This window comes from Haloferula sp., from assembly GCF_049672945.1.
In the GTDB taxonomy this organism is placed as follows: domain Bacteria; phylum Verrucomicrobiota; class Verrucomicrobiia; order Verrucomicrobiales; family Akkermansiaceae; genus Haloferula.
On the sequence record NZ_JBATWY010000244.1, the window covers coordinates 1 to 16,815 of the forward strand.

Consider the following 16,815-nt stretch of genomic DNA (forward strand, 5'->3'; position numbering starts at 1 on the left):
GTTTATTGGAATTCGAAAGGAGAAGTGGTTTCCAATTCTGTCGATAAGGGCGGTTGGTCCCTCAAGTTGCCTTCTGGGTGGTCTCTAAGAAGCGACGAGCTTAGTGATTACTGGGGAAGGCACGAAAAATTTCCCAGGAGTTCTAGTCGACTAAGTCTGTTAGGTGGCAACTCGGATTCCGTGATGGAAGATGTTTCCGATGACTCCGACTTTCGGGATTGGCATATTCCCTACACCGCGCCCGCGAAGTATGGGCTGATTAATACGAAGGGAGAGACCTTGGTTGAGCCGACTTGGGACGGGGTGGAAATTCTCTCCCCGGAATGGGTGAAATTCCGTGTGGGTGACAAAGTTGGATTAGTGGATCAGACGGGAACCGTTCGAGTGAAGGCTGAGTGGGATCAGCTTCGGATCCTCACAGTGAATACTGCGACGCTCGCCGAAGATGGGAAAGCCCTGAGTCGTTGGAGGGGAGGGAGGCGATTTCTTTCACCTTGGATTGAAGCCAAGAGTGGGGATGAGACCGTCATTCTTGATTCCGACGGCAAACGCGCCTTACCTGAGAGTCTTGGCGACGTGAAGTATGTCGACTTCTACGGTCCGGATCGGGTGGTGTTTCGGCGTGAAAAGCCAGGTGGCGCTGTGGAATGGATTTTATTCGATCCCAAAAGTGGTAAGGAAGTAGGTTTTCCTAATGCTAAGCGGCTGTACTGGAACTGGCAGAGTGCCGAAAGGGGCTTGCTAATGATAGGGGTGGGAGAGGGTGAGAACCTGGAAAATTTGGAATGGCGACTTACCAATGATAGTGGCCAGGATCTCGGGCATATCATCGTAGGTTCTTATTATGGTTGGGATTTTGATGAGGGTAACATTCTGATCCACAATGAGGATGGATGGCGCCTGATTGACCCGGCAGGAGAACAGATTGGGGAGGGCCCGTGGGAGAGATATCGACCCTTTGCCGAAGGGCGAGCGGCAGTGCAAAAGGAGGCTTTGTGGAGCTTCATCGATTCTGAAGGAAAGGTTATTTCCCCACCTAGATGGAAGGAAGTGAAGTCATTCAAACAAGGAATGGCGGCGGTTCAGAACGAAGATGACGGGCTTTGGGGATTTATCGATGCCGAAGGAAAGACCGTTGTGGATCCGGAGTGGAATGTTGTTTCTGATTTCAAGCAGGGATTTGCGGCAGTACAGAGAGAGAAGGATGGCCTGTGGGGATTCGTTGATACTAATGGCGAGGTTGTCGTAGATTCGATATGGGATGCGGTTTCTGATTTCGAAGATTGGCGGGTGATGGGGCCCGGCAAAAAGGAAGTGCGACCACTTGCACAGGTGGCTCTTGCTGGCACTTGGTGTTTGATTGATGGAGACGGGAACATGGTGGTGGATCCCATTCCCAATGAACGCCGTTCGAGTTTTGGATCAGTCCATGAAAGACTCTCAAGGACTTTGGATGCCCCGATTGGTGATTTTGATCCAGTGGCTTGGAATGCGGCACGTCTGAATCCAATCACGGCATGGGTTGCGAAGCATAATGACAAAGACATCGTCAATGACGGGACTGAGATCGCCAGAAATGACGGGACCCCATTGAAGTGGGGAATTAGGGCCAACGAATGGTGGCTCGTGGATGACACGGGAAAAGTAATGACCGGTCCTTGGGGGCGGCCTTGGTATGATTCACGGGGTGATGAATTTGCTGATGGAGCACTTCCAATCAGAACATCTGAAGGTGAGTATGGACTGGTCCGAATCGCAGACAGTCCTCCTCACGATTTGCGGATCATTGAGCCTAGCTTAGACAGGATAGCTTGGGTGGCTAATGGAGTTGCGGCTGCTTGGTCTGATTCCGTCAAGGGTGGAGGAGGGAAGGCTGAAGGAGGCTTGATCAATGCTCGTGGCGATTGGGTTTTTCAAGATAACGAAAGGGTCCGTGTCGCCCGCTTCGGGACGAACAGTGATAAGATTACACCGCCGCGGTTCCGTCATGGGCTTGTTGTCACTGAGACCCCTCCGAAATGGGGCTACGCCCGAGTTAACCGGGCAGCAGCCATTAACGAACCTTCAAAGCAAGAGAATCATGGAAACTGATCCAATGATCCGTGGCAGCTGGATGGCTGCCGTATTTTTCCTCGTGCTTGGCGGTTCGTGTTTTGGTCTCACCGCCGAGAAACAGGCTGAGGAGCTATTTGCAAGAGGAGAGGCGGCGGAAACGCGCGGCGATTACGAAACCGCTCTTGTTTGCTGGAAGCTGGCATTGAGGATGATGCCAGAGCATCAGCAATCTTCAGAGAAGATTGAGGGGATCCGAAAGAGGGTTGCTGACGGAGCATTCAAGCCGGGCGTAAAAAGGATAGAGAAGAAACTCAAGAATATCGTGATCCCGGAATTTGGCCTTAGGTATGAGAGGCTTTCCAATTTGCTGAACTACCTAAGCGTTCGATCCAAAGAACTCGATACCGAAGGAGGATCTCCTGAATTTCGGGGCGTCACGTTTCATTTAGAAGGACCCAACCGATGGGTGGCATCAGCGGATTCAGCGATTGCGATCCGTGCATTAGGGCTGCGTGATGTTACGGCGGGAGAGGCATTGGAGTTTCTTTGCAATGCAGGAAATCTTCAGTTTCGGGTTGGAGATGATGGTGTGTTCATCTCCCCCAAAGGTTGGGTGCCTCCTAGCCCGGTTCCCGTGTCGCCGACTGCTCAGCGTGCGGCGACTAAAACTTTCGTCTGGCGAAGTTTGGATGGTAAGGAGCTTGCCGGAGATTATGTGGGCTTGGATGGTGAGGCGGTGGTGGTGAATAGCAGTGGACGGGAGGCTACGCTTCCATTTTCCAGACTCGACGCGGAGAGCATCGCCCAGGCAAAGCGCCTTTCAATTAACGATGATGTGCTGCTTCACTATGACTTCAATGATGGCAGTGGAGGAATCGTGAAGGACCTTTCTAACAAGGGACGCGATGGGAAATTGGTCGGATTTGACAATTTGGCAGCAGGCGCTGGGAATCTTACCCGAAGCAGCGGATGGGCTAGGACCGGCGGGCTGAACTTCGATGGCAAGGATGATCATGTGACGACTCCGCTGGAAGTCGACGAATTCGTTGGTTCATCGTTCACCATCGAAGCGATCGTTACCCACAACGACGTCAAAGACGATTGGAGCCCGATTGTTTCAACAACGGCGTTGAACTACGATGAGCCTGGAGTTGTGCAGCTAGCGAAGCCTAAACCCAGTGGGTGGAATAGCCCGCCCAGCGAACTGCTCTGGCGACTGAATGGATTGATTCCTGAGAAGGTTGGCTTCGGTCGGCCGACTTCCCTGTGTGATGGTTCCTTCCATCACGTGGCCTTGGTTTTTAATCGTGAGGCAGGGGAGGTTAGAGTGTATTTTGATCATCACCTTCTGAGTATAAAATCAGAGGTGGGAGGTGAACTCTTTGGAGGGCAGCAGATTCTAGTTGGCGCTTCGGGCTGGAATGCGTCTGAGCGATGGTTCGGATTGATGGCGGAGCTTCGAATCTCGAAAGCTGCACTTGAACCAGAGTTATTTCTGATGAATCCCAGTCCCGTCGAAACCAAGGCTCCTGTTCCTGTTCATCGGTGGTCGTTCGACGGGGATTTGAGTGACTCGATTGGAGGTGCTCATGGAACTATGGTTGATCCGAGGTCTAGCACCGCATCTTTTATCGATGGACAATTGGATCTTTCGAAGAATAGTGGCGAGAAATCGGCCGACATTACCGAGGATGCTTTTGTTGATTTGCCCAATGGACTGGTTGATAAGATTGATGGCCCGATTGCCTTTGAGTTGTGGTGTAATCCTACCAAGTGGCAGGTCTGGTGTGCGTTCTTTCGATTCGAACGAGGAGTCCTTACTAAGGGTGAATCAACGGCTGCGGGAAGTGCTGGTGACTATGCCGCTATCGGCATTTCCCAGCGGGCAAGAGACAATGACCTCTTCGGCTTTCTGAATATGGGAAGCAAAAGCTGGTTCAGTGACTCTGGATTGGATGTGAATATTGGCGGTGAACGCCACTTTGTGATGATTCTGGATTCGGATGACAAATCTGTGGGGGTCGGGGGGACCCAATTTCTCTATCTTGACGGCTACCTGCTGGCAAAAAGCTCGATGCCGGAGGGGTTCCTCAAGGATTTCCGAGACAACAATAATTGGCTAGGGCGGAGCTCCGGAGGAGATCCAACATTTGTGGGGTTCTACAACGAGTTCCGAATTTACGACAAGGCGTTGACGGCAGCAGAAGTGCTGGCGAGCTACCGGGCTGGGCCGGATGTGGTGTATTCTCGATAGGCGGTGCAAATCTTTGTCTTTTCTGTGAAACCGCAGGCCCAGTGTATCCAAGTAAGAGGTATCACCATGAAAGCGACAACACTCTCCGTCGAAATCCTCCGCTCCAGTATACGAGATACCCTGGAGCACCGGAGTCTCAGTTGGGCTTTCCTGATGCAGATGATTCTGGTGGCAGGATCCATGCACGTCGGAGCTCAGTCCCGCCTGGACGAGGTGCTTGAGGATACGGAACGGATTTCATCGCTTGAGTTCCGGGCATTGACCACGCAGTTTTTGCCGGGAAAAGGTAAGGGTGCGCCGGCTGGGATGGTGGGAGATCTGGGGATCGCGCTGATCTTCGCGCAAAACAACTACTGGACGAGCAACTCATGGAGTGCGGAGGGATACGAGGTGAAGACAGGAGTGCTTGTTGATCGGGAAGGCCGGCTCCCGCAAGTGGCGGCGTATGAGGTTTCAGTTCCGAGATTGGCGGAGCAGTTCTCCTTCTACGCGTCAGGGAGTGATCTGTTTTTCGAATTTCCGGCGGCTGATGACTACGTGGTTTATAGTGCGATTCCGAAAGGAGAGGTGGTTCCTTCGGGAAAAGAGATTCATGACTTCAAGAACCACACGGTGGTAGTGGAGGCGAGGATCGCGGCAGCGGATGTGGTGGTAGGTGGATTCACGAAAATTCCCGGTATGCGGCTGCATGATTTGAAGAGTCCTCGCTTGTTTTTTCACCTGCCGGAATCGGCGAGATACCGTGCTGACACAGCGGTAGCTACTGGAGTTTCTGCCGCAAGGATCTCGCACACAAAGTTGGCTCGGGCCACGGCTTTGAAGATCGACGTGTCAGCGGCGGGTGCCCCTGAGAATTCACACATTGCTGGTCGCCGTCCCGGGGATGCCTATGGGGCGAAGCCAGGACTGAGTAGTTTTGCCAATCTCGACGGGGGAGTTTCCATCGCGTGGAAGGATACGAACGATGGTCGACTTCGGCTTACGACGGTTCGGGCTGATCTCAGCTATGAGACTGTGATTCTTCCGGGTTTGTTAGGCCGCTTCAGTAATGTGGTTCGGGACGGGGTGGGGAACCTTTTCTATGTAAACTACGATGCGGGCAGCAGCCCACAGGTGCAGTTGATTAAGACAGGACCCGATGGAATGCAGCTACTCTCCGTCTCACAGAATACGGCATCTGGTGCACTCAACATCGCGGGCATGTCCGACTATTGGGACAGCGTTAGGCTCTGCCATGCGGCAGGCAAACTGTGTGTGATCTATTCCCGGGGGATGGACAATGGGCATCAGGGTTCGATCATCGTGACTTACGACGCGGGGAATCTGTCGTTGATGCGAAATTACGGCCAGAATTCGAGTCATTCGTTTGACAGCCGGGTGATCCACGATGGCACAGACTTTCTAAACGTCTCACTGGGCGATAATTATCCCCGTGGGTTGATTTTGGATCGGATTCGGACAAGCAGTAAGAAGGGGAAGGTCATCTACACTTACAAGACGCGCCACTACGAGAGCGGTCTGGCATCCAACGACAACCGAACCTATACTGAGGTGGGCGATTTGTTATCCGGAACGGAAGGGCACGGAGTTCTATTTTCATCAGAAGCCAGCACTGACAATGCCCTAGCGACGGGGGCGCTCAATGAAGCGAGGAACATCGGCTATTTGTTGGTGGCACCCGGTTTCGATGCAATGTCGCAAACGGAGTATATGGTGCCGTCCGGGATGATTCTGAGCGAAGGAACGGATTCACCTCCGTTTGGGTTTTATAATTTTGGCGGCGGCTACGTTCGGCAGCAGTACCGGGGAGTCCGGTGGCTGACGAATTACTCCGACAAGGAAACGGAGAACGCCTCGCGGCCAAAGATGGTAGGTCTAGCGGATGGTAGGCGACTGGTGCTTTGGGAAAAGTGGACACCTAACAGCCATGTGGAGACTCAAGGATTGATCATGGACCCGTATGGCCATGTGGAGGTGGAAGCCAGTATTCTCGATGGACTTCGGATCAGTGATGGAGACGGCCTGACGATCAGTGGAACGAGGGTGTTTTCGGTGACGGCAAACGGGAGCGAACTGGAGTGGCAAATCCTCGAATTGGATCAATCACTGGAAGCTCCGATTCAGATCTTGAGCCAGTCGATTGATCGGGTCGCCGGACGGATCGAGATCGGGTTTGTTTCTAAGCCGGGTCGTGGATACCGCTTGGAGACAAGTACGACAATGGTCCGTGGATCTTGGTCGATGGTGGAAGGATCAGCAATGGTCGCAGGCACGGAGTCTTCGCTGATGGCAGGAGCGATCATACCAGGTGAATCGAGCCGATTCTGGCGGGTCGCGGAAATTGATTGATCACTTCAGCACGCTGAGCATGGCCACGCCGAATAGGTAAGGATCGGGATTTGTGGGGGTGCGAGGGTGGGTGAGTTTGCCGGTTTTTGTAGGTAATCGGAAATATTTGGTTTTTCTCTGCAACCGCTGGAGGGCGGATCCCAAGTAATTGGCGAAACGATATGAAAACGAACCTCATCAGCACCCTTGTGGCCATTGTTATTCTTTCCGGAACTGCCTTGGGAGACGACCATGGATCCACCCTCGCCACCGCCACCACGATCAGTCAGATCGATTCGCCGGGAATTCTGGAAACGGCAATGGATCATGACTGGTTCAAGCTTGTCGTTACGAATCCCAGTCGCCACTGGATCTACACGACCGGGTCCACCGATACGATCGCTCGCGTCTACGGCTCTGGCGGTAATCAAATCGCATACTCCGACGGTGGGGGAACGGGTTACAACGCGGAGGTCGAACTGGTCCTCGGCGTGGGAACCTACTACATTAGGATCGAGGGCGGGAGTTCCTTGGTGAATACCGGAGCCTATAAACTCCATTTCCGTGGCGGCCTGAGCGCTACGGAGCTCACCGAACCGAATTTTTCCGGAGAACTGGGAGAAAACGGTGAAATCGATGTTTACCGCCTCGTTAGTCCGTCGGCCGGGCTAGACTGGATTTTTACCACGGGAACCACCGATACGGTCATGCGCCTTTATGATCAGAACTGGAACCAAGTTGCCTACGATGACAACGGTGGAGTCGATAGCAATGCATTGATCAGTGGAAGCTCACAGGCTGGGGATATCCAGTATCTCATGATTCGGGGTGGATCAACCATTGCTCGTATGGGTTCCTACACCCTGTCTTGGCGGAATTATGCGAATGCGGCGCGGATTTCTGGAGACTCCCATTCTGGATCACTGGCGATCAAAGGGGATCTTGACATCTATCAATTTGACGTCACTGCAGGCGGGCGGTGCTGGATTTTCACAACGGGAACCACCGACGTCATCGGCAGACTCTACAATTCCGAGGGATCGCAGATTGCTTACGATGACAACGGGGGTGCTGATGGGAATTTCGAGATTAGCGGTGTTTATTCGCCCGGTCGCTACTGGTTGTGCGTGGTTTCAGGGTCAAGCACTGCCCAAGTTGGAAGCTACCAGATCCAGATTCGCCAGCCATCGACGGCCGTTAACATCCTTGCTTCGGGTAGCCGTTCCGCAGTGATCAATCCGGCGGGGGATATGGATCTTTTCAAGTTCAGCACTTCCGCGGGTGCGATCAGTTTTTTCACGACGGGAACCACCGATACCTTTGCGCGGCTCTACAACTCAAACGGCACTCAGATCGATTATTCTGACAACTTTGGATCGGACCTGAACATGAGTATTTCGCGCTCGGTCACTGCCGGAACCTATTTCCTTCTTGTTCGTGGTGCCGATGAGGATTTTGTCACCGGATCCTATGGTTTGCATGCGACATTCCCTGCAGGTTCTGGGGTGTCGTCCATCTCCGCGAGTTCGTCGCTGGTGGTGGGCACAGGCAGCACTACCGTTGAAATCACGACTGGGGGTTCTTGGTCGGTCAGTGGACTACCGGCATGGGCGACCGCTTCGCTGAATTCTGGAACGGGTAGTGGTAACGTGACGTTTTCATTGGCTGCGAATCTCACTGGTTCACCGAGAGAGGCAACCGTGATGATCGCAGGAGTGGCTCATGTCCTCGTCCAGAATCCTGCGGGAGACTTCCAAGGCGCGGCCAAGGAACCCGCGCTCTCGATCTTTCCAGCGGTCATCCTGGCCATCGAAACGGTCAATGGTGCGCGCTACCGCATTGAAACATCGGACGATCTAGTCGAGTGGGCGGATACCGGGATTGAGTTCATCGGGACCGGAGTTGAAATGTCGGTAGCCATTGAAAGGAAACAATCGCGAGCTTACTTCCGTGCTGATGTGGAATGAGTGGGTAGAGGGGACATGCCCGAATGGGATGGGCATGTCGTCATTTCCCGAAGTTGAGAATATTGGCATCGCGCTTGCGGCTTGGGTGCCTAGGATGTTCGGGAAATGGTGATGGAGTTTTTGGCGTCTGGGGATTCTTCGGTGACGCCGTTTTTCGGGTTGTTGGCGATGGTGCTGGTGCTGGCGGTGGTGGTTTCACTGCTGCTGACCAAGGTCCGCCAGAGCGTCTTGGTCGGGTATTTCCTGGTCGGGGTGCTGATTGCGAACAGTGGGATGCTGGGCTGGGTGGGGGCGGACAAGGACGATCCGATCATTGGGATGCTGGGTGAGTTGGGGGTGATCCTGCTGATGTTCACGCTGGGAATCGAGTTCTCGATCGGGGAACTGCGCCACCTCTGGCGGATCGCGCTTTTTGGTGGCGGGCTTCAGGTCGCGCTTTGTGGGGCCTTCGGTGGTCTGATGGCCTATTGGGCGGGGCTTCCCGGGCCGGAGATCGCGGTGGTGGCGGTGGCGATCGCACTCAGTTCCACGGCGGTGGCGATGAAGTCCTTTCAGGACATGGGACAGCCTCAGAACCCGGGTGCCAGGGCCTCGCTCGGGATTGCGCTTTTTCAGGATCTGCTGGTCATCCTCTTCATCCTGATCCTGCCAGCAATCTACGGTGCAGGTAGTAGTTTTCCGGTTGGAGGGATCCTGATCGCTCTTGCGAAGGGAATTCTATTTCTTGGAGCGGCGCTGCTATTCGGTCGCTATGGCAACACGGCGATTCTTCATGCCGTGGCCAGGACCCGGAGCCGGGAGCTTTTCACGCTGACGGTGATTGCTCTGTGTGCGGCGGTGGCGCTGGCGGGCGAGGCATTTGATCTTTCGCTTTCACTGGGAGCCTTCGCTGCCGGGCTGGTGGTGAGCGAGTCGATTTATTCGCACCGCATCATGGCGGACGTGCTGCCTTTCAAGGATCTGTTCCTGACGATCTTTTTTGTTTCGGTGGGTCTGCTGATCGATATTGAGGAGGTGATGCAGGAGTGGGTTTATGTGTTGCTGGGAACGCTGGTGATCCTGGTGGTGAAGGGCAGTATTCTGGTGGGAGCGACGCGTCTGTTGAAGTTGCCAATGCGGCCGGCGTTGCTGGCGGGTGCGAGCTTGGCGAGTACGGGAGAGTTTTCCCTGGTGCTGTTGTCGAAAGCGGGAGAGTTCCGTCCGTTCGATCCAGCAGTGCAGCAGATGCTGCTCGCCTGCACGGCGGTTTCGATGGGGATCGTCCCGAGTTTGATGAAGGGCGCGGGTCCTTTTGGCAAATGGCTTGAAGACAAGGGTTGGGTGAAGGCGCATCAGAAGGCGCCAGCGGGTCTTGAGCCCGGGAAGGCGATCAGGATTCTCGAGGATCATGCGGTGATCTGCGGCTACGGTCCGGTGGGCAAGGCGCTGAACGAAGCGCTGAAGCGTTGTGGCGTCGAGACCCTCGTGCTGGAGCTGAATGCCGACACGGTGAGGGAGCTCAAGCGAGCGGGTCAACGCGTGCTGTTCGCCGATGCCACCCATCCTGAAGCGCTGGATCTGGCGGGGATTGAGCGGGCAAGGATGGTGGCATTCACCTTTCCTGCGGTTGAGTTGACGGCGGCTGCCCTGCCGCTGGTGAGGGAGCGAAACTCCGGCATCTGTGTTTTTGCGAGAGCGAAGTTTGCGAGCGAAGTCGAGCGTTTGGAGAAGCTCGATGTGAACGTAATCCACGATGAGCGGGAGAGTGGCGGGGCGATGATTCGCTCCGCGATGGGCGTTTACCAGCGAGCCGAGCTTGAGGACGAAGAAGTGCGCGAGATCGTTGCTGCTTCCTGAACCCCTTGGTCGCGAGGGCCCGCCCCGGCAGTCGGTTGAGCTTTGTCTTTGATCGACGGAATGGCGGATCGCTGTTTTTTGGATTGTGGGTCGGAGCGAAAGCGTCCCTCTTGGACTTGTGTTACCCAAGGACTTCGAGACCCGGAATGGCAAGGTGGTGGTGCGGAATGCGCGTGTGGCGGACATTCCGGCTTTGACCGCGCTGCATCGTCGTTGTTTTCCGCAGATGGTGGCGGAGGACGGGGCGTGGGAAGAAGGTCAACTGAGATCGCACTTCGACGTCTTTGAAGAAGGCCAACTGGTTGCGGTGCTGGATGGGAAGATCGTGGGGGCGGCCTCCTCGCTGATCGTGAACCTGGGACGCAACCCGCTGCGCAAGCACACCTACTACGGCATCACGGATGACGGCTATTTCTACAATCATGACCCGCAGGGTGACACGCTCTATGGAGCTGAAGTCTATGTGGATCCGGAAATCAGGCGGGGCGGTCTGGGTGCGATTCTGTATGAAGCGCGACGGGATCTCTGCCGCCGATTGAACCTCCGCCGGATCCTCTGTGGCGGACGCATGGCGAGTTATTCGAAGCATGCCGACAAGCTGACGCCCGAGGAATATGTCTGGCAGGTGCAGGATGGGAAGATCGACGACCCGGTGCTTGGCTTTCAGATCGCGCAGGGTTTTGCCGTGCGTGGTGTGATGCCGAACTATATCCGCGATACGCTTTCAAAGGACTACGCCACCCTCATCGAGTGGCTCAACCCGGACTACCAGCCCCGCGAAGGGGAGGATAGTACGAAGGTGAGGGTTGCCTGCGTGCAGTATAAAATGCGCAAGCTCAGCGGCTTCGAGGAGTTTGCGAATCAGGTGCGCTATTTTGTCGAGACGGCGGGTGAAGACTATGGCGCGGAGTTTGTGCTGTTTCCCGAGTTTCTGACCGTGCAGATGCTCAGCGGACTGGAGCCGATGGGTTCGCGGGAAGGGATCCGCAAGCTGGCGGAGTTCACCGATCAGTTCGTCGAACTGATGGGATCGCTGGCGCGGGAGCAGGGGCTTTACCTGATCGCTGGATCGCACCCGGTCGAGCAGCCGGACGGTCGCCTTGAGAATACCGCGATGATCTTCAAGCCGGACGGCACCTACATCTGCCAGCCGAAATTGCACATCACTCCATCGGAAAAAACCTGGTGGGGGATCTCCGGCGGTAATTCGCTGATCGTGCTCCAGACTCCGAAAGCGAAGATCGGAGTGCTGATCTGCTATGACGTCGAGTTCCCGGAAGCCGCCCGCTATCTGGCAGATCGGGGAATTGAAATACTATTTGTCCCGTACTGCACCGACAACCGTCAGGGTTACCTGAGGGTGAGCACTTGTGCGGCGGCGCGTGCGATCGAGAACCAGATCTATGTGGCGACGGCCGGCGTGGTCGGCAACCTGCCGGATGTGCCGGCGATGGATATTCACTACGGTCGGGCAGCGGTCTTCACTCCGAGCGACTTCGAGTTCGCGCGCGATGGGATTCAGGCGCAGGCCGATCCGAACGTCGAGACGATGCTGGTCACCGATCTGGACATTTCCGATCTCTACCGATCCCGCCAAAGTGGCGCCGTGACTCCGGTGAGCGATCGCCGCCGTGATCTCTTCGAATTCCACAACAAGCTCGCGAACGAGATCATCTCAAAGGGCGCGGAAGAGGGGAGTCTTTAAAGCTGAAGGCTCCGCCAGATGGTGATGGCGTTCACTGACGGGTGATTTCGACCTAATCCGGAAATTTGAGTTTCTCCGGATAAAATTTTATGCGCCTCGATTCGGTGATTCACCGGTCGAGATGTATAGTAAGTATCTAACTATCAGCGAATTTCGCTGAAAAATGCCGCGCATCGTGCCGTGGCAGCTACGCGATCCAGTAGGTAAGTAATTGACGAATATTTGGAAATAGCGATGCTCTGGCCCGATTGGTATTTTAGATGAACGAAATGACTGCAGATCTGAACCAAGAACTTCGCGTAGCGGTGGCCTCTGGCCGTTCGATGGCGTTGGAGGCGGGATCAAGCGCTCATCAACCGGCTTCTCCGGAAGTCGAAGCCAAGCTGAGCCGTTTGCTGACGGTGACGATTGGCATGTTCGCCACCGCGATGACCTCGATCATCGTGGTCGGAATCACCTTTTTCTAAAGCCGGGGGGCTTTTCACATGGTCCGGGGGGACCGCTTCAAACGTTTGGGGGGAGACTGCCCGAAGGATCCGGGGGGATCTATTCGGCAGACCAAACGATTCTGAAGCCGAGGTCCGGACGACGCTGCAGGCGGTCATCGGTCCAATCGCGGGCGAGGGCGCCGTTGTCCTTCTTGAGGAATGAGGCGCCTATGGTGACGAAGCGCTTTTTGCCGAGCGGGTTGGCAGGATTGGCTGCGGGTCGACGGGTCCATTCGGAGACCGACCCGGCCATGCCGTAAAGGCCGTTCGGGGTTTTGTCGTCCATGCCGATGGAGGTGACAGGGCCCCAGCTGGAAGGTTGCAGAAATTCGGGTTTCTTGACCTTTTCACGTAGCGCGGCGAACCATTCTTCCTGAGTCGGGAGGCGTCCGCCTTTCCAGTCGCAGTAGGCCGCGGCGTCCCACCAGTCGATATTGAAGACCGGGCAGAAGAGGTCGATGGGTCGGCCGTCCCAGGTGCCTTTTTCACGCGCGGCGGCAAGGATCGCCTCCCAATCCGCGGGTTGGTGTCCGGACTTTTCGGCGGGCTGGTCTTTGTGGTCGAAAATACTGCGCGATTCGGGATCGAGAAGTTCGAGGGTTTCGAGGAACTCGAGGTATTCGCCGATGGTCACTTCGCAGGCCGAGATCTGGAAGGCTTTGAGTTCTTCGCTGCCTCCATCCGGGAGGGGGTAGGTGCCGGCAGGAATGCTGACGGGTTCCGGCAGGACGGGGGCTGGACCTGCTGGCGCGATGTCCTTTCCCTTATTCATGAAGGCGAGAGCGACAGCGACGATGGCGAGTCCGGCGAGCGTTGCGAGGATGGTGGGAAGTGGCGACTTTTTGGTGCGGATGCGCTTGGTTTCAGGAGACCGAGCGTGGGAAACCCCAACGAGCTGGCTTTCGATCTGTTCGCTGTAGGAGTGGATTTCCTCCCAGGTGAGTGCCCGTTCGACGCCTTCGCCGCGCATCCAGGCGAGCACGGTCAGGGCGCGGCTGGCTCCTGGCCGCCCGGTGGGGACGATGGGTGGTAGGGCCTCGCCGAGGCGGGCGATATCGTGCGCGGCAGCATAGAGATCGGGGGTTCCGGCACAGGCGATGTTGCCGATGCGGAGCACGCCTTGCTTGTCGAAATGGATTGCCTCGGGAGTCAGGGGCTCGGTGGCGACGCCCTTCGCGGCGAGGTGGAGCATGGCTTCGGAAAGCATGCGAAGCAGGTGGGAAAACTCGATCGGGAGGATCGTTTCACCCAGCGCCAGTCGCTCGGCCAAGGTCTTCCCGGGGAGCTTTTCCATGGCGACGAGGCAGTGGCTGTCATCGGCGATGGCTTCATAAACGGAGCCAATCAGCGGGTGGTCGACGGAAGCCTTGATGCGCGTATCGCCGAGGAAAGATTCCCGTTTCGAAAAGTCGGTCAGCTCGATGACGATGACTTCCCGGCCGATGGAAGTCTGCTCGGCAAGCCAGGTGGTGGACTCGGGTCCGGTTTGAATGACCTGGATCAGGCGGTAGTCACCAACAATGCGTTCTTCCATGAGTCGTGATCAACGTGGAGGGGGGCCGAGTTCGTCGAGGATGGGGGGGAGTTCGAGCTCATTTTCAAGTGGCGGGAGGACTCCGAGATTCGGATCGAATTCGCTGTCGAGAAACAGTGGATCGAAGCCCTGCTGGGGCTCGACCTTCGAGCGTGCTGCAAGGTGGCGGGGCCATGCCTGGCTATCGAGCAGTTCATTCTTGTAGACGAGTTCGACGATCTGTCCGTAGTAGTTCCGCTTGCCGAAAAGGTGATCTTGCCCGGCCTCTTGCGGTGGCAGGATGTAGGTGACTTGGAGGATCTCTTCACCGCCGAGCCAGTCGATGTCACCGCTGACCCATTCGTAGTCGGTGATGCAGTTCGGCCCCGCGGGTTGGGGTTCGTCGTTGCGTGACTTGTCGAAGAACTCGACTTTGACGAAGAAATCATCCGCATCGGGTTCGGAGCCGGGAGCGGCACTGACCGGGACGGTGACGACGATGCGTTCGCCGTCTTGAAAGGTGTCATCCTTGAAAATCCGGACGCGGCCGAGGGCGAGTTTGCCGCGCATTTCTTTTGGAAGTGCGATGCCATCGCGGAGCTTGGCGGCGGCGAGGGGGTAGAGTGCGCCCGCATCGGTGCCGAGGTTGTAGACGAGTTGGTAGGCATCTGCGGCTTTCTCGGCCAAATCGGTGTCGTAGGCTGCCATCGTTTCGTAAACGAGGCCGAGTTCGTAGAGAGTGTTAGGTTCCTGAGGATCGATGGAGCGGGCTTCTTCCAGCTTGATGATGGCGCGTCCCATGTCTTCGGCAACGCGGGCTTCACGACCTTCCATCACGAGTTTTTCCACCCTCGCATCAGCGATCGGCGGGGCATCCAGTGGGCGGGCTGGAGGAAGGGGAACCTCGGCGGGGATCGGTGGCGGTGGTGGTAGGGCGACCACGGGACCGGCTTCCACCTTGGATTTCTCTGCAGGGCGGGCGGCCACCGTGACGATTTTGGTGACGATCTTTTCCTCGATGCGGACCTCGCGCGCATTCTCGACCCGAACGGCGAGGGCGACCCCGGCGGTGATGATTTGGATGAAGGCGATCAGGCCGAGCACCCAGCAGGCCAGGCGAAAGGTGAGCGTGGAGTGGTGAGAGGCTTTTGGCTGACCCATGGCAAAACGCTAGCCATTCCGCCCCGATGCTAGCAAGGCGGGAGTGCGCGGGAGCAGCTGGGTGCGTGGAGAGTGAGCCGAAAATCGCCCGCATGAGCCCTTCCCGCTTGGAACTTTCGTGAGCTGGGCTACAGGTGCCCGCGTGAATCGACCGGGCCTCCGGCAAACTCCAAGTCTGCAATCCCTCACGCCCGTCGAGGTCGCGGCTGGATTGCGCCATCTGCCGGGTATGGTGTTTTTCGACACTGCGGGGAACTTGCCCTCCACCTACGGGAATCCGGTTTCGATCATCGCCGCCGACCCGAGTGCCTTGTTCAAGGGATCGATCCATCGTCAGGAAGACCGGGAACGGCTCAAGGAAGTGCTGAGGCGGAGGTCGGACGAGCCCTCCGCGGACCGTGGCTCCCCGCTTGGCGGACTCTGTGGCTGGGTCGATTACGAAGGGGACTACGTTTTTGGCGATTACCCGGAGATGCTGGTTCACACGCATGATGGAGGCTGGCATGAAGTCGGAGGCCTTTCGCAGCGGATCAATCCCGATCCGGGTGAGTCGGCCTACGAGATCAAAAAGGTAAGGGCGAACTGGAGTCAGGAGGAATTCGTCAATGCGGTTAGACGAATTCGCGAGTGGATCGCGGCGGGTGATATCTATCAGGTCAATCTTTCGCAACGCTTCGAGGCTGAAGTACGAGGATCCTCGTTGTTCGGGCTTTATGAGGCGCTGCGCGATGCATCGCCTGCGCCGATGGGTTCGTGGCTTTCCCTTGATGGTCGTGAGGTGCTGTCGTCTTCTCCGGAGACCTTCCTGCGGATTTCAGGGAGTGGCATCGAGACGCGGCCGATCAAGGGGACGCGACCGCGCTTTCCTGATGCGGCGGTTGATCGTCGGTCGGCGTATGAGTTGCAGACCTCTCCCAAAGAGATTGCCGAGCTGGTGATGATCACGGACTTGTTGCGCAACGATCTCGGTCAGGTTTGCGAGTTCGGCAGTGTGTCGGTGGATGAGATGCTCCAGCTTGAAACGCTTGAGCAGGTTCATCATCTGGTATCGACGGTCAGCGGGCGGCTTCTTCCCGATTGTGGGCCGATTGATGCGCTGGCCGCTTGTTTTCCCGGAGGAAGCATCACCGGTGCACCCAAGCGGCGTGCCATGGAAATCATTGCTGAGCTCGAGGGCCTGCCGCGCGGTCTCTACTGCGGGGCAATCGGTTATTTTGGCTACCATGGGGAGAGCCAGTTCAATATCGCGATCCGGACGATGGTGAGGGAGGGAAGTCGCCTGAGTTTCCACGTCGGAGCCGGCATTGTTGCGGATTCTGACCCTTTGGAAGAGTATGCCGAAACCCTGCACAAGGCCGCTGGAATTCGGATCGCGCTCGGCGTCTAGCAGTCTGTCGGACTTAGACCAGTGACGAATTGGATAGCGGCTGCTATGCTCGGGGCATGGCAGCCAAGTTCGTCAATATCGACCACGATTCGCCCATGTTGTTGCCTCCCGACCTTCGGGA

Annotated in this window: 10 protein-coding genes; 8 read left to right on the forward strand and 2 right to left on the reverse strand. The window is 56.4% G+C overall.

Translation table 11 applies throughout. The annotated features are described in order from the left end of the window. Positions 1-183: 183 nt before the first annotated feature. The 7 genes from WBG04_RS21335 (at position 184) to WBG04_RS21365 (ending at position 12,612) form a co-directional block, all read left to right on the forward strand. Positions 184-2,091: a WG repeat-containing protein gene (locus WBG04_RS21335; RefSeq protein WP_424316787.1), complete on the forward strand. Its 1,908-nt coding sequence runs from the start codon at positions 184-186 to the stop codon at positions 2,089-2,091. After that, positions 2,081-4,309 carry a LamG-like jellyroll fold domain-containing protein gene (locus WBG04_RS21340; RefSeq protein ID WP_424316789.1) on the forward strand — a complete coding sequence of 743 codons (2,229 nt, stop codon included), beginning with the start codon at positions 2,081-2,083 and terminating at the stop codon, positions 4,307-4,309. The genes WBG04_RS21335 and WBG04_RS21340 overlap by 11 nt, the downstream gene beginning before the upstream one ends. A gap of 66 nt (positions 4,310-4,375) precedes the next feature. Next, positions 4,376-6,658, forward strand: coding sequence for a hypothetical protein (locus tag WBG04_RS21345; RefSeq protein ID WP_424316791.1), 2,283 nt, complete (start codon positions 4,376-4,378; stop codon positions 6,656-6,658). Positions 6,659-6,819: 161 nt separating this feature from the next. Further along, positions 6,820-8,604 (forward strand): BACON domain-containing protein, encoded by a 1,785-nt coding sequence (locus WBG04_RS21350; protein WP_424316793.1) that lies wholly within the window; start codon positions 6,820-6,822, stop codon positions 8,602-8,604. A 105-nt stretch (positions 8,605-8,709) separates the two neighbouring features. After that, complete coding sequence (locus tag WBG04_RS21355; protein ID WP_424316795.1) at positions 8,710-10,440, forward strand: cation:proton antiporter; 1,731 nt, start codon at positions 8,710-8,712, stop codon at positions 10,438-10,440. A 118-nt stretch (positions 10,441-10,558) separates the two neighbouring features. Beyond that, a complete protein-coding gene (locus tag WBG04_RS21360; protein WP_424316797.1) occupies positions 10,559-12,145 on the forward strand; it encodes a GNAT family N-acetyltransferase in 1,587 nt (528 codons plus the stop codon). A 269-nt stretch (positions 12,146-12,414) separates the two neighbouring features. Continuing rightward, positions 12,415-12,612: a hypothetical protein gene (locus tag WBG04_RS21365; protein WP_424316799.1), complete on the forward strand. Its 198-nt coding sequence runs from the start codon at positions 12,415-12,417 to the stop codon at positions 12,610-12,612. Positions 12,613-12,691: 79 nt separating this feature from the next. Here WBG04_RS21365 and WBG04_RS21370 read toward each other — a convergent pair whose 3' ends face one another. Continuing rightward, on the reverse strand, positions 12,692-14,167 hold the full coding sequence (locus WBG04_RS21370) for an SUMF1/EgtB/PvdO family nonheme iron enzyme (protein WP_424316801.1): 1,476 nt from the start codon (positions 14,165-14,167) through the stop codon (positions 12,692-12,694). Between the two features lie 9 nt (positions 14,168-14,176). Beyond that, the gene (locus tag WBG04_RS21375) at positions 14,177-15,307 is read right to left on the reverse strand and encodes a hypothetical protein (RefSeq protein ID WP_424316803.1); all 1,131 of its coding nucleotides are present in this window, start codon (positions 15,305-15,307) and stop codon (positions 14,177-14,179) included. Between the two features lie 118 nt (positions 15,308-15,425). Here WBG04_RS21375 and pabB point away from each other — a divergent pair, with 118 nt between their 5' ends. Beyond that, a complete protein-coding gene (pabB, locus tag WBG04_RS21380) occupies positions 15,426-16,694 on the forward strand; it encodes an aminodeoxychorismate synthase component I (protein ID WP_424316805.1) in 1,269 nt (422 codons plus the stop codon). Positions 16,695-16,815 lie beyond the last annotated feature (121 nt).